The organism is Streptomyces sp. NPDC036813, from assembly GCF_055609245.1.
In genome coordinates, this window is record NZ_JBVJPV010000022.1 from 104604 (window position 1) to 118388 (window position 13785).

The 13785-nt window shown below is 72.8% G+C and carries 10 protein-coding genes; all 10 read left to right on the plus strand.

The genetic code is table 11. From position 1 onward, the window contains the following. The first annotated feature begins 64 nt into the window (after positions 1-64). The gene (locus ACZ67Q_RS34815) at positions 65-1408 is read left to right on the plus strand and encodes an ABC transporter substrate-binding protein (RefSeq protein WP_471190376.1); all 1344 of its coding nucleotides are present in this window, start codon (positions 65-67) and stop codon (positions 1406-1408) included. 2 nt (positions 1409-1410) lie between these two features. Next, positions 1411-2352: a carbohydrate ABC transporter permease gene (locus ACZ67Q_RS34820; protein ID WP_471190378.1), complete on the plus strand. Its 942-nt coding sequence runs from the start codon at positions 1411-1413 to the stop codon at positions 2350-2352. A gap of 3 nt (positions 2353-2355) precedes the next feature. Continuing rightward, complete coding sequence (locus ACZ67Q_RS34825) at positions 2356-3246, plus strand: carbohydrate ABC transporter permease (RefSeq protein ID WP_471190380.1); 891 nt, start codon at positions 2356-2358, stop codon at positions 3244-3246. 6 nt (positions 3247-3252) lie between these two features. Then, positions 3253-4518, plus strand: coding sequence for a 6-phospho-beta-glucosidase (locus ACZ67Q_RS34830; protein WP_471190382.1), 1266 nt, complete (start codon positions 3253-3255; stop codon positions 4516-4518). Next, positions 4509-5489: an N-acetylglucosamine kinase gene (locus ACZ67Q_RS34835; RefSeq protein ID WP_471190384.1), complete on the plus strand. Its 981-nt coding sequence runs from the start codon at positions 4509-4511 to the stop codon at positions 5487-5489. Before ACZ67Q_RS34830 ends, ACZ67Q_RS34835 begins: the two co-directional genes overlap by 10 nt. A 358-nt stretch (positions 5490-5847) precedes the next feature. Then, complete coding sequence (locus tag ACZ67Q_RS34840) at positions 5848-7242, plus strand: hypothetical protein (protein WP_471190435.1); 1395 nt, start codon at positions 5848-5850, stop codon at positions 7240-7242. Positions 7243-7271: 29 nt separating this feature from the next. Further along, complete coding sequence (locus ACZ67Q_RS34845) at positions 7272-8291, plus strand: glutamate ABC transporter substrate-binding protein (protein WP_471190386.1); 1020 nt, start codon at positions 7272-7274, stop codon at positions 8289-8291. Positions 8292-8343: 52 nt separating this feature from the next. Then, positions 8344-9666 carry a hypothetical protein gene (locus tag ACZ67Q_RS34850; protein ID WP_471190388.1) on the plus strand — a complete coding sequence of 441 codons (1323 nt, stop codon included), beginning with the start codon at positions 8344-8346 and terminating at the stop codon, positions 9664-9666. Beyond that, complete coding sequence (locus tag ACZ67Q_RS34855; RefSeq protein WP_471190390.1) at positions 9663-12227, plus strand: serine/threonine-protein kinase; 2565 nt, start codon at positions 9663-9665, stop codon at positions 12225-12227. Before ACZ67Q_RS34850 ends, ACZ67Q_RS34855 begins: the two co-directional genes overlap by 4 nt. A 3-nt stretch (positions 12228-12230) precedes the next feature. Next, a complete protein-coding gene (locus tag ACZ67Q_RS34860; RefSeq protein ID WP_471190392.1) occupies positions 12231-13730 on the plus strand; it encodes a PP2C family serine/threonine-protein phosphatase in 1500 nt (499 codons plus the stop codon). Positions 13731-13785 lie beyond the last annotated feature (55 nt).

Consider the following 13785-nt stretch of genomic DNA (forward strand, 5'->3'; position numbering starts at 1 on the left):
CCCGACCCCGCCCGCCTCAGAGCACCTCCTCCTTTCCCGACCCCGCCCCCTGGGAGGCCTCGCCATGCCCGAAGTCATACCCTCGTTCGCCCGAAAGACGGCTTTTGCCCTGACTGCGTCGCTGGCCCTGCTCGCCACCGCCTGCACCGGCCAGTCCGGCGCCGGGGCGAGCGACGACCCGTCGAAGGAGACGACGATCACCTTCTGGCACGCCTGGAGCGCGCCGAACGAGGTGAAGGCCGTCAAGGAGCTGATCGACGGCTTCGAGAAGGCGCACCCCAACATCCACGTCGACGTCGTCGGCAACATGACCGACGACAAGATCAACCAGGCGCTGCGCGCGGGCGGCACCAAGGCGCCCGACGTGATCTCCTCCTTCACCACCAACAACGTGGGCAAGTTCTGCTCCTCGGGCGCCCTGGTCGATCTGAACCCCTTCTTCAAGAAGGCGGGGATCGACCCGCAGCAGATCTTCCCGAAGGCGATGAACGAGTACACGCAGTTCGAGGGCGACCGCTGCGCGGTCCCGCTGCTCGGCGACGCCTACGGCCTGTACTACAACAAGACGGCGTTCGCGAAGGCCGGCATCAAGAGCCCGCCGAGGACCTGGTCGCAGTTCGAGGCCGACGCCAGGAAGCTGACCGTCCCGCAGGGCGACTCCTTCCGGCAGCTCGGCTTCATGCCGGACTACCACGGCTGGGAGTCCACCACCGAGCACTACCTCGGCCAGTTCTCCCCGACGTACTTCGACCGGGACGGCAAGTCGAACCTGGCGAAGGACCCGGCGTTCGAGAAGGGCTTCACGCTGCAGAAGCGGCTGGTCGACGCGCTCGGCGGCTTCGAGAAGCTGGAGCGCTACCGGGCGGAGCTGGGTGACGAGTGGGGCCCCAAGCACCCCTTCCACACCGGCCAGGTCGCCATGCAGCTCGACGGCGAGTGGCGGCTCGGCATGGCCCTGGACGCGAAGCCCGGCTTCGACATCGGCGTGGCCCCGCTGCCCGTCCCGGACGACCAGGCCGACCAGTACGGCAAGGGCTACATCACCGGCACCATCGCCGGGATCGCCGCCACCAGCACGAAGCAGAACGCCGCGTGGGAGCTGGTGAAGTACATGACCACCGACACCGACGCGGTGGTGGGCTTCTCCAACGCGATCCACAACGTTCCCTCCACCCTGGCCGCCCTTAAGTCGCCGAAGCTGCACTACGACCCGCGCTTCCGCACGTTCCTGGACATCGCCGCGAACCCGCACTCCACGTCCACGCCCGCGTCCCTCAACGGCGGCCAGTACCTGGTGACGATCCAGCAGCTCGGCTACGACTACGAGAGCGGCAAGGTCACCGATCTGAAGGCCGGCCTGAAGAAGGCGGCCGCGCAGATCGACACGGACATCGCGCAGGCGAAGTAGCGATGAGCACGATCACCCTGGCGTCCAAGCACCGCCGCGCGGCGCTGCGCAACCTCGCCTTCCTGTCGCCCTGGCTGATCGGGTTCGCGGTCTTCTTCGCCTACCCGCTGCTGTCCACGGTCTACTTCTCGTTCATGCACTACGACGGCTTCCGGCCGCCGACGTGGAGCGGGACGAAGAACTGGTCCTACGTCTTCTCGCACTACCCGCTGTTCTGGCCCGCCCTGCGCAACACGCTGTGGCTGGTCCTCGTCATGGTGACCCTGCGGGTGCTCTTCGGACTGGGCGTCGGCCTGCTCATCACGAAGATCAAGACGGGCACGGGCGTCTTCCGCACCCTGTTCTACCTGCCCTACCTCGCCCCGCCCGTGGCCGCCACGATGGCCTTCGCGTTCCTGCTCAACCCCGGCACGGGCCCGGTGAACTCGATCCTGGAGAAGGCGGGCGTCCCTGCACCCGGCTGGTTCAACGACCCCACCTGGTCCAAGCCGGCGCTCACCCTGCTCGCGCTGTGGGGCATCGGCGACCTGATGGTGATCTTCATGGCGGCCCTGCTCGACGTGCCCACCGAGCAGTACGAGGCGGCCGAGCTGGACGGGGCGTCGGCCTGGCAGCGGTTCCGCTTCGTGACCCTGCCGAACATCTCCCCCATCGTGATGTTCGCCGTGGTCACCGGCGTCATCCAGACGATGCAGTACTACACGCAGCCGCTGATCGCCGGGAAGGTCGCCTCCGGTGTGATCCAGGGCGCGGGCACCCAGTTCGAGCCCGGCTACCCGGACAAGTCCACGCTCACCCTTCCGCAACTCGTCTACAACCTCGGCTTCCAGCGTTTCGACTACGGCTCCGCCTGTGTCGTCGCCCTGGTGCTGTTCGCGCTGTCGATGGTGTTCACCGCGTTCCTGATGCGGCGCCGCGGCGGTCTGATCCAGGCAGGTGACTGACCCATGACCCAAGTGCTGGACCGGCCGGTGCAGGTCACCGTGCGTCCCGCGGCCGAGCGCACCGCCCGCCGCCGGGCCCTGCTGGAGTGGATCGCGGTGCACTCCCTCGGCGTCGCCGCCGCGCTGTTCTTCGTCCTGCCGTTCGTGTTCGTGTTCCTCACCTCGCTGATGAGCGACAGCCAGGCCCTCAGCCGGGACCTGATCCCGCACACCTGGGAATGGGGCAACTACCGGAAGGTCTTCGACACCCCCGGCTTCCTCACCTGGTGGAAGAACACGCTGCTGTACGCGGGAGGGGGAACAGTCCTCACCGTCGTCTCCTCGATCCCCGTGGCGTACGCGCTCGCCAAGTTCCGCTTCCGCGGCCGCAATCTGGCGCTGATGCTGGTGATCTCGATGATGATGCTGCCGCCGCAGGTCGTCGTCATCCCGATGTACCTGTTCTGGGCCAAGCAGCTGGACCTGTCCGGTTCACTGTGGCCGCTGATCGTCCCGATGGCGTTCGGTGACGCGTTCTCCATCTTCCTGCTGCGGCAGTTCCTGACCACGATCCCGAACGAGTACCTGGACGCGGCGAAGGTCGACGGCTGCGGCGACCTCAGGACCCTGCTGCGGGTCGTCCTGCCGATGGCGCGGCCCGGCATCGCCGCCGTCGCCCTGTTCCAGTTCTTCTACGCCTGGAACGACTACTTCGGCCCGCAGATCTACGCCTCCGAAAACCCCGGCGCGTGGACGCTGAGTTACGGCCTGGAGTCCTTCAAGGGCGCGCACCACACCGACTGGAACCTCACCATGGCCGCCACCGTGCTGGTCATGGCCCCCGTGATCCTCGTGTTCTTCTTCGCGCAGAAGGCGTTCGTCGAGGGCGTCACGCTCACCGGAGTGAAGGGTTAACCACATATGAAACTCACCGTGGTAGGGGGCGGCTCGACCTACACCCCCGAACTCGTCGACGGCTTCGCACGCCTGCGGGACACCCTCCCCGTCGAGGAACTCGTCCTCGTCGACCCGGCCGCCGAACGGCTGGAACTGGTGGGCGGCCTGGCCCGCCGCATCCTCGCCAAGCAGGGCCACCCGGGCCGTGTCGTCACCACCGCCGACCTCGACGCCGGTGTGGACGGCGCCGACGCCGTGCTGCTCCAGCTGCGCGTGGGCGGGCAGGCGGCCCGCGAGCAGGACGAGACGTGGCCGCTGGAGTGCGGCTGCGTCGGCCAGGAGACCACCGGCGCGGGCGGCCTCGCCAAGGCGCTGCGCACCGTCCCCGTCGTCCTGGACATCGCCGAACGGGTCCGGCGCGCCAACCCGCACGCCTGGATCATCGACTTCACCAATCCGGTCGGCATCGTCACCCGCGCCCTGCTCCAGGCCGGCCACAAGGCGGTCGGGCTGTGCAACGTGGCGATCGGACTGCAACGCAAGTTCGCCGCCCACCTCGGCCTCTCCCCCGCCGAGGTGCACCTGGACCACGTGGGCCTGAACCACCTCACCTGGGAGACCGGCGTGCGCCTGGGCGGCCCCGAGGGCGAGGACGTGCTGCCCCGGCTGCTCGCCGAGCACGGTGACGCCGTCGCCGCCGACCTGCGCCTTCCCCGCCCGCTGCTGGACCGCCTCGGCGTCGTCCCGTCGTACTACCTGCGCTACTACTACGCCCACGACGAGGTCGTCGGCGAACTGCGTACCAAGCCGTCCCGGGCCGCCGAGGTCGCCGCGATGGAGAAGCAACTGCTGGAGATGTACGGCGATCCGGCGCTGGATGTGAAGCCGGAGCTGCTGGCCAAGCGGGGCGGAGCCTACTACTCGGAGGCCGCCGTCGACCTCGCGGCGGCGCTGCTGGGCGGTACGGGCAGCCCGTACCAGGTGGTGAACACCCTCAACAACGGCACGCTGCCCTTCCTGCCCGACGACGCGGTGGTCGAGGTGCAGGCCGCGGTGGGCGTCAAGGGCGCCGCCCCGCTGCCCGTGCCGCGCCTGGACCCGCTGTACGCGGGCCTGATCGCGAACGTCACCGCGTACGAGGACCTGGCCCTGCAGGCGGCCCTGAAGGGCGGCCGCGACCGTGTCTTCCGGGCGCTGCTCGCGCACCCGCTGATCGGGCAGTACGCCTCCGCCGACGCCCTCACCGACCGGCTGATCGCGCACAACCGGGAGCACCTTTCGTGGGCCTGACCGGGGGCGTCCTCGCCATCGACGCCGGCAACAGCAAGACCGACGTGGCGGTCGTGGCCGCGGACGGCACCGTCCTCGCCACGGCCCGCGGCGGCCCGTTCCGGCCACCGGCGGTCGGCGTCCGGGCCGCGGTGGACACGCTCGCGCGGGCGGTCGCGGAGGCGTACGCGCGTGCCGGTGTGACCGCCGTCGGGCATGTGGCCGCGTGCCTGGCCAACGCCGATCTGCCGGTGGAGGAGGAGCAGTTGGCGGCGGCCCTGCACGCGCGCGCGTGGGGCTCGTCCGTCGAGGTGCGCAACGACACCTTCGCGATCCTGCGGGCCGGCGTCGCCGAGCCGCGGGGGGTGGCCGTGGTGTGCGGGGCGGGGATCAACTGCGTCGGCATGCGCCCCGACGGCCGCACCGCACGCTTCCCGGCGATCGGCCGCATCTCCGGGGACTGGGGCGGGGGTTGGTTCCTGGCAGAGGAGGCGCTGTGGCACGCGGCGCGCGCGGAGGACGGGCGCGGCGGCCCCACCGAGCTGGCCCGCGCCCTGCCCGCGCACTTCGGTCTGGACTCGATGTACACGCTGATCGAGGCCCTGCACCTGGGGCGCGTCGAGCAGACCCGCCGGCACGAGCTGACGCCGGTGCTGTTCGCCACAGCGGCGGCCGGAGACCCGGTGGCCCGGCGGATCGTCGACCGGCTCGCCGAGGAGGTCACCACCATGGCGGTGGTCGCGCTGACCCGCCTGGACCTGCTGACGGAGGAGACCCCGGTGCTGCTCGGCGGCGGGGTCCTCACCGCCGGGCACACCCGGCTCGACGACGGTGTACGGCAGTTGCTGGCCGAACGCGCGCCCAAGGCCGCACCGCGCGTGGTGCGGGAGCGGCCGGTGATGGGGGCGGCGCTGCTGGGCCTGGACCGGCTGGGAGCGGCGAGAGCGGCGCAGGAGCGGCTGCGGGCGCACTTCGCGGCCCGCGCGAGCTGAGCGGCGACGCGCACCGGGTGTCGCGGCCAGCGGCCGTACGCACCGCGCGACGCGGGCCGACGGCGCCGCGCGCCGCGCGTCACGGGTGACAGGCCGTCACCCGTGAGTGACGTCGGGGGAACCGATCCGGTTCCCCCGACGTATTCATGGGCAGGGCAGTTTCACGACGGGCACGGGCGGGACATCCGGCGTCGGGCCGCGCACCACACTGCGATCCGATCAAGATCGGGTGACGGCCGGTGCGGATACGGGCCCCGGCAGCGATACTTGCGGCGACGGATGACCATGGGGGAGGTCAGCAGTGACACACCCGCAGCGAAGCAGCGCGGTGCCACCGCCGGGCCCCGGCGCGCCCACGATGCCGGCGATCCCCCCGCAGCCCGCCGTCCGTCCCCCCGCCCCAGCGGCCGTCGCGGGCACCGGCTCCCCCACGCCGGGCCGCGCCCCGCGCCGTACGGCGTTCGCCGAGGGCGTGGAGCGGCTGCGCGCCGCCGCCGTCACGGAACCGGGCCGGCTGCGCACGATCGGAGCCGTCCTCGCGCTGCTCGTCGTCGCGTTCGGCGCGGTCACCGCCTGGCAGGTCTCCGAGCGGGCGGCCGCCGCCGACGACGTCCTGCACAAGAGCCGGCCGCTGAGCGCGGCCGCGGCCGACATCTACCGCTCGCTCGCCGACGCCAACACCGCGGCCTCCAGCGGCTTCCTGGCCGGCGGCCAGGAGACCAAGGCCTCCCGCGACCGTTACGAGCGGGACATCCGCACCGCCGCCACCGGCCTGGTCACCGCCGCCGGCAGCTCGGACCCCGGCTCCCCGGCCGCCGCCACGATCACGAAATTGAACCGGCTGCTGCCGGAGTACAAGGGCCTGGTGGAGCGCGCCCGCGCCTACAACCGGCAGGGCTTCCCGGTGGGCGGCGCCTACCTCCGGTACGCCAACGAGAAGATGCAGCAGCAGATGCTCCCGGCGGCCGAGGACCTGTACACCAACGAGAACGAGCGTCTGAACGCCGACTACGCGGACGCCACGCCCTACCCCTGGGCGGCGATCGCGCTCGGAGTGCTGGCGCTGGCGGCCCTCGGCTGGGCCCAGCACCGGCACTACCGGCGCACGCACCGCGTCCTCAACCAGGGCCTGGTCGCCGCCACCACGGCGGCCGCCGTGGTGCTGCTGTGGCTGGTCGTCGGCCACAGCGTCGCCCGCGCGGACCTGAACGACTCCCGTCAGAACGGCGTGCGCTCCCTCAACGTCCTGCAGGACGCGCGCATCGCCTCCCTGAAGGCCCGCAGCAACGAGAACCTCACCCTGGTGGCGCGCGGCGCGGAGACGACCAAGGACGGCAAGGACCTGTACGACACCTCCTTCCGGACGGACATGGCCGCCCTGGACAAGAGCCTGGCCGAGGCCGGCCGGCTCGCCGACGACACCGCCGGCGCGAAGCCGGTCACCGCGGCCGTCGGCAACATGAAGGAGTGGAACCGGCGCCATGACGCGGCCCGCGGCGAGGACGAGTCCGGCGAGTACGAGAAGGCGCTGGACGGCGTGATCGGCGCCAGGGGAGCCACCGGCGAGTGCTTCGACAGCGTCGACGCCAACCTGGCCGCGGCGCTGGAGCACGAGGAGAAGGAGTTCCGGCAGGCGGCCGGCGACGGCCTGGACGCGCTGGGCGGCCTGGCGTGGGGCGCCGCCGTCCTCGCCGTGCTGGGCGCGGCGGGCGCGGTCCTCGGCATCGGCCGCAGGCTGTCGGAGTACCGATGAGGAGCGCACGGGTGGAAGGGGGCGTGACGATGAGGCTGCGACACCTGCGGGCCCGGCTCAGGGGCTGGGGCGGAGTCGGCGCGATGGCGGTCGTGTGCGCCCTGGCGCTGGCGTGCGCGCTGCTGCTGCCCCTGACCCAGCGCGGCGGCGGGAGCGCCGCGGCGACGGACGGCGCCTCCCGGGTCGCCGTCGGCACCCAGGCGAGCGCAGAGACCTGCACGGCCCCCGAGAAGCAGACGCTGGCGCCCTCGGCGGCCGACGGGCCCACCATCGCCCGCATCAAGGCCAAGGGGAAGCTGGTCGTCGGCGTCGACCAGAACAGCTACCGCTGGGGCTACCGCGACCCGAACAAGAAGGGCGCGCAGCTGGAGGGTTTCGACATCGACCTGGTGCACGCGATCGCCCGGGACGTCCTCGGCGACCCGAACGCGGTGCAGTTCAAGGCCATCCCCACCAACCAGCGCATCCAGGCGATCCAGAGCGGCGGCGTCGACATGGTCGTCCGCACGATGACGATCACCTGCAAGCGGCTGCGGGACGTGGCGTTCTCCGCCCCGTACTTCAAGACCGGCCAGCAGGTCCTCGCCCCCAAGGACTCGCCGGTCACGGGCTACGACGGCACGCTCGCCGGCAAGAAGATCTGCACGGCGGCCGGTTCGACGGCGTACACGACGCTCGCGGACGACAAGAAGGCTGGCCGGCTGCCCGCCTCCGCGGACATCTCCACCACCGTGCCCAACCAGCTGGACTGCCTGGTCCGCCTCCAGCTCGGTGAGGTGGACGCGGTGGTCACCGACGGCGCGCTCGCCGCGAGCCAGGCCGCCCAGGACCCGACGGTCGAACTGAAGGGAAGTGCCTTCACCACCGAGTACTACGGCGTGGCGATGAAGAAGGACGCGGACGATCTGGTACGCCGGGTCAATCGCATCCTGGTCGCCTACAGCGCGAGCGGCTGGCAGACGTCGTACGGCACCTGGTTGTCGGCGACACTGGGGAGGGACGCGGCGACGTCCAGACCGCCTGCGCCGCAGTACCTGCGCACGAGCTGACGAGAGCGCCGACACGAGCGGCAACGACCCACACAGCAGCGAGAGGTGATCGATGGGCGTCACGGACCCCGCCGGGCCGGTGATGGACCGGGACGAGGTGGACCGTGCGCTGGCGCGGCTCGGCCAGGAGCACGAGGCGATCGAGACGTCGCTGCTGGCCTTGCAGGACCACGCGGGCCGCAGGCTCCTGGAGGGCGCCGAACTGACCGGCGTCACCCACGAGCGCTGGATCGCCACGGAGGCGTCGATCACGCTGCTGTGGACGTACTTCGACGCCTACACGGCCACGCTGCGCACCGCCCGCGAGATCCGCTCGCGGCGCCGCTGGTCCAGCCGCGAGGACCTGGTGGAGCTGACCGGACTGCTGCGCGGCGAGTGCGTCACCGTGCCGGGAAGCGCGCACGCGGTGAACGGCCAGGGCGGTCCGGGCAAGCTGAGCGAGCACTACTCGCTGGTCGCGCTGGTGGACCGGATGAACGAGCTGTATGCGAGCAGCCTGGACATGGTGGTCGCCGCCGACGCGGTCTGGTCGGCGCTGCCCGCCCGCATCGATTTACTCGCCGCCGAACTCCAGCGCACCCGGCAGCTCGCCCACTCCGTCGGGGTGCGCCCCGGCGAGCACCCGGCCGGCGACGACCTGGAGCGCATCACGCGCACCCTGACGAAGCTGCGTGAGCAGGTGATCTCCGATCCGCTCGCGTTCTGGGTTCCCGCACAGGGCAGTTCGGCGCCCGGCGGCGGCCGCCCGGACACCACGGTCTACGACCGTGAGGCGCGCGCCCTGGACGAGGTGCGCCGGGAGATCGAGGCCGTGCTCACCGTCCGCCAGGACGCCGAGAAGCGGCTGGTGCGGCTGCGGGACGTGCTCTCCCGCGCCGACCGCACCCTCGCGGAGGCCCGCACGGCGCGCGGCGAGGTGCTGGCGAAGATCGCGGCCACCGAGGTGCCGGTGGTCAGCGGCCCGCCGACCGTGCTGCAGGAGCAGCTGGCCACGGCCGCCGAGTACCGGCGCCAGGCGCAGTGGCACCGGCTGTCGCCGCTGCTGGAGTCGCTGGAGCAGCGGGCCGAGGACGAACTGCTGCGCGCCCGCGAGTCGTTGACCGCGGTCACCGCGCCGCTCGCCGTGCGCGCCGAGCTGCGCGGCCGTCTGGACGCGTACAAGGCGAAGGTGGCCCGGCACGGGCTGGCGGAGGACCCGCTGCTGATCGAGCGGTACGAGAGGGCCCGCCGCATGCTGTGGAGCGCGCCGTGCGATCTGCGCGTCGCCGAACAGGCCGTGCTGCGCTACCAGCAGGCGGCCGCCGAGGCGCTCGCCGCACCGCGGGTGCCGGAGCAGCAGAGCCGGTCGGAGGACGTGAGGGGGGAGTCGTCATGAGCCGTGCGGGGCAGAACTGCCAGCGTCCGGGCTGCGACGGGGCGTACGAAGACGTCGGCGGCGGCGAACTGTACTGCGACACCTGCGGGCTGGCACCGGTCGTCTCCCCGACCGGCATGGTCGGCTCGGTGCCGACCGGGCTCACCGCGGGCGGCCGGGGCTCAAGGGGGTCCAGAGGTTCCAGGGGGTCCGCCAGTACGAGCGCGCGCAGCTCGCGCACGTCCTCGCAGTCGTCGAAGTCGCGGCGCTCGGTGTCCGGGCGGCTGTCGCGCTCTCTGTCGGGGAAGTCGACGGGCCGTTCGGTGTCGGTGCGCAGCTCGGGTTCGAGCGCCGCGTCCTCGGGCCGTTCCCGGCTCGGTGCGGGCCTGGTGCAGGTGCCGCCGATCCCGCGGCCCGATCCGCGCGCCATGGTGCTGGACAACCCGGAGGTGCCCGAGCGCAAGCGGTTCTGCTCCCGCTCGGACTGCGGCGCGCCGGTCGGCCGGGCGCGCGGGGACCGGCCGGGCCGCACCGAGGGGTTCTGCACCAAGTGCGGGCACCCGTACTCGTTCGTGCCGAAGCTGAAGGCCGGCGACGTGGTGCGCGGCCAGTACGAGGTCGTGGGCTGCCTGGCGCACGGCGGCCTGGGCTGGATCTACCTCGCCGTGGACCGGGCCGTCGCGGACCGGTGGGTGGTGCTCAAGGGCCTGCTGGACACCGGCGACCAGGACGCGATGGCCGCCGCGATCTCCGAGCGGCGCTTCCTCGCGGAGATCGAGCACGCGAACATCGTGCGGATCTACAACTTCGTCGAGCACCTCGACCAGCGCACCGGCTCCCTGGACGGTTACATCGTCATGGAGTACGTCGGCGGCAAGTCCCTGAAGGAGATCGCCAACGCCCGCCGTACGCCGGACGGCCGCCGCGACCCGCTGCCGGTGGAGCAGGCCTGCGCGTACGGCATCGAGGCGCTGGAGGCCCTCGGCCACCTGCACAGCCGCAACCTGCTGTACTGCGACTTCAAGGTCGACAACGCCATCCAGACCGAGGACGAGCTGAAGCTGATCGACATGGGCGCCGTGCGCCGCATGGACGACGACGAGTCGGCGATCTACGGCACGATCGGCTACCAGGCGCCCGAGGTCGCCGACGTCGGCCCGTCGGTGGCGAGCGACCTGTACACGGTCGGCCGGACGCTGGCCGTCCTCACCTTCGACTTCCAGGGCTACACCACCGTCTACGCGGACTCGCTGCCCGACCCCGACACCATCGAGGTCTTCCGCCAGTACGAGTCCTTCTACCGGCTGCTGGTCCGCGCCACCGATCCCGACCCGGCCCGCCGGTTCGCCTCCGCTCAGGAGATGGCCGAGCAGCTCACCGGGGTGCTGCGCGAGGTGGTGTCGCTGCAGTCGGGGCGGGCGCGGCCGGCGCTGTCGACGCTGTTCGGACCGGAAGTGAAGGTCACCGACACGGAGTTGTTCCCGCGGCTGGAGGGCGAGGTGTCCCGGCTGGGCGCGCGAGCGGTGCGCGGGCGGCGGAGAGCGGGGGCGGCGGGTGCTGCCGGTGCCGGGCTTCCTGGCCTCGCCGGTGCCGGTGTCGCCGTTACTGCTGGGGCTTCGGGTGGTCCCGGGGTCCCCGCGTCGCTGGTGCGGGCGGTGGACATCCGCGCGGCCGCGCTGGCCTTGCCCGTGCCGCACGTCGACCCCGCCGACCCCAACGCCGGTTTCCTGACGGGCCTGATGACCTCCGCGCCCGCCGAGCTGCTCAACGCGCTCGCCGCCGCGCCGGCGCCCTCGGTGGAGACCCGGCTGCGGCAGGCGCGCGCCTGGCTGGAGAACGGCGACTTCGACGCCGCGCGCATGGCGCTGGCCAAGCTGGACGACGAACGGCCGGACGACTGGCGGGTGGTCTGGTACCGGGGTGTGGCCGCGCTGGTGACGGGGGACCACGAGGACGCCGCCCTCGCCTTCGACGCGGTCTACGACGCCTTCCCCGGCGAGATCGCGCCCAAGCTCGCGCTCGGCCTGTGCGCGGAGGTGCTGGGCCAGCTGGACAACGCCGCCGAGTACTACCGGCTGGTGTGGGCGAGCGACCCGAGCCATGTCAGCGCCGCGTTCGGCCTGGCCCGGGTGCGGCTCGCCTCGGGTGACCGCGCCGGTGCCGTCCACACCCTGGAGTCGGTGCCGGAGGCGTCCATCCACTACACGGCCGCCCGCGTGGCGGCGGTGCGGGCCCGGCTGCGGCGGCGCGCCGCGACCGCCGCGGACGGTGCGTTCCTGGATGATCTGACGGCCGCCGCCGCGCAGGTCGAGGCGCTCCAGGCGTACGGTCTGGACCCGGGCCGGCGCGAGCAGTTGGCCACCGAAGTGCTCGGGTGCGCCCTGGACTGGATACTCTCCGGGGGCCAGGGCGGCACGCCGGCCGCCCGGCGAGTGCTGCTCGGCAGCGAACTGGACGAACCCGGGCTGCGCTTCGGACTCGAGCGCTCGTACCGCACGCTGGCCCGGCTCGCGCCCGGCGGCGAGGAGAGGATCGACCTGGTGGAACGTGCCAACCGTTACCGCCCCCGGACGTGGGTGTAGTTGATGTCCCAGATGCCCCAGCAGGCAGCCCTGTCGAACTGCCCGAGCTGTGCGGAGCCGCTCGAGTCGGGTGACCGTTTCTGCGGTGCGTGCGGATACGACCTGTCCGCCGTGCCGGCGCCGCCGCGGGACCACCCGACGATGGCGATGAACGGCTCGGCGCAGCCGGCCCCCGCCGCGGCAGCGCAGCCCGGCCCCGCCACGGCGGCGGGGCAGACCCCGGGCAGGGCGGAGCCGTGGCCGCACGCGGCCGAGCCGGGCGGCTCGGACGCCCCGGCCGCGGTGCATCTGCCCACGGATCTGCCGGGCACGGACTCGGGCGGCGGCGCACTGCCGGGTCCGGCGCCTCAGACGCCGCCCGCGGCACCGTCCGCTCCCCCGGTGGTGCCCCCGCAGGCCCCGTCGGCGGGTCCCGCCGTACCGCCGCAGGCCCCGGCCGCCGTACCGCCGCAGGCTCCCGTCGCTCCTCCTGCTCCCGCCGCTCCCGCCCCGGGTGTCCGTTTCGACCGGCCGGACGAGCCCGACGAGTACGCGCTGCAGGCGCCCGACCCGCGCGCGGCCGCGGAGGCCGCCGCGACCGCGCCGGACACCTCGGTGTGCGTGGCGTGCCGGGCGGGCCGGGTGGACAGCGACGGCTACTGCGAGAACTGCGGGCACGCACAGCCCCGTGAACGCGACCACATGGAGCAGGAGTCCGGTCCGGTGGCCGCCGTCAGCGACCGCGGGCTGCGCCACCACCGCAACGAGGACGCGTTCGCCGTCGCCACCACCGCACTGCCCGACGGTTCACCGGTGTCCCTGGCGATCGTCTGCGACGGCGTGTCCTCCGCGACCCGTCCCGACGACGCCTCCCTGGCCGCGTCCCGCGCGGCCGGCGACGCGCTGCTGACGGCCCTGCCGCGCGGCACGCACCCGCAGCAGGCGATGCACGAGGCGATCGTCGCCGCCTCGCAGGCCGTCAACGCCCTGGCCGACGAGCCCGAGACGGCCCGCGAGCACGCACCGCACCAGAACGCGCCCGCGTGCACCCTGGTCGGCGCGGTGGTCACCAACGGCCTGCTGGTCGTCGGCTGGGTCGGCGACAGCCGCGCCTACTGGGTGCCGGCCGACCGCAGCGCGCCCCCGGCCCGGCTCACCGAGGACGACTCCTGGGCCGCGCAGATGGTGGCCGCCGGGCTGATGAGCGAGGCGGAGGCGTACGCCGACGAGCGCGCCCACGCGATCACCGGCTGGCTCGGCGCGGACGCCTACGAACTGGAGCCGCACACCGCCAGCTACAAACCGGACCGGCCCGGCGTGGTCGTCGTCTGCACCGACGGGCTGTGGAACTACGCGGAGGCGGCACAGGAGATGGCCGAGGTGGTCCCCCTGGACGCCGCCGTGCGCCCGCTGCACAGCGCGCGGGTCCTGGTCGGCCACGCCCTGGACGGCGGGGGCCACGACAACGTAACAGTGGCCGTCGTCCCGTTCCCCGCGCCGCCGCAGGGGGCAGGATCGGCCTGAGGCCCGCGCACGGGAGACCGGGCCGGCCTCGCACGGGGAAGCTCGCGGGCCGGAG

Bases quoted from the DNA above. Each gene is read 5' to 3' on its own strand.
- ACZ67Q_RS34815 (WP_471190376.1), top strand. From the start codon at position 65: ATGCCCGAAGTCATACCCTCGTTCGCCCGAAAGACGGCTTTTGCCCTG.
- ACZ67Q_RS34820 (WP_471190378.1), top strand. From the start codon at position 1,411: ATGAGCACGATCACCCTGGCGTCCAAGCACCGCCGCGCGGCGCTGCGC.
- ACZ67Q_RS34825 (WP_471190380.1), top strand. From the start codon at position 2,356: ATGACCCAAGTGCTGGACCGGCCGGTGCAGGTCACCGTGCGTCCCGCG.
- ACZ67Q_RS34830 (WP_471190382.1), top strand. From the start codon at position 3,253: ATGAAACTCACCGTGGTAGGGGGCGGCTCGACCTACACCCCCGAACTC.
- ACZ67Q_RS34840 (WP_471190435.1), top strand. From the start codon at position 5,848: ATGCCGGCGATCCCCCCGCAGCCCGCCGTCCGTCCCCCCGCCCCAGCG.
- ACZ67Q_RS34845 (WP_471190386.1), top strand. From the start codon at position 7,272: ATGAGGCTGCGACACCTGCGGGCCCGGCTCAGGGGCTGGGGCGGAGTC.
- ACZ67Q_RS34850 (WP_471190388.1), top strand. From the start codon at position 8,344: ATGGGCGTCACGGACCCCGCCGGGCCGGTGATGGACCGGGACGAGGTG.
- ACZ67Q_RS34855 (WP_471190390.1), top strand. From the start codon at position 9,663: ATGAGCCGTGCGGGGCAGAACTGCCAGCGTCCGGGCTGCGACGGGGCG.
- ACZ67Q_RS34860 (WP_471190392.1), top strand. From the start codon at position 12,231: ATGTCCCAGATGCCCCAGCAGGCAGCCCTGTCGAACTGCCCGAGCTGT.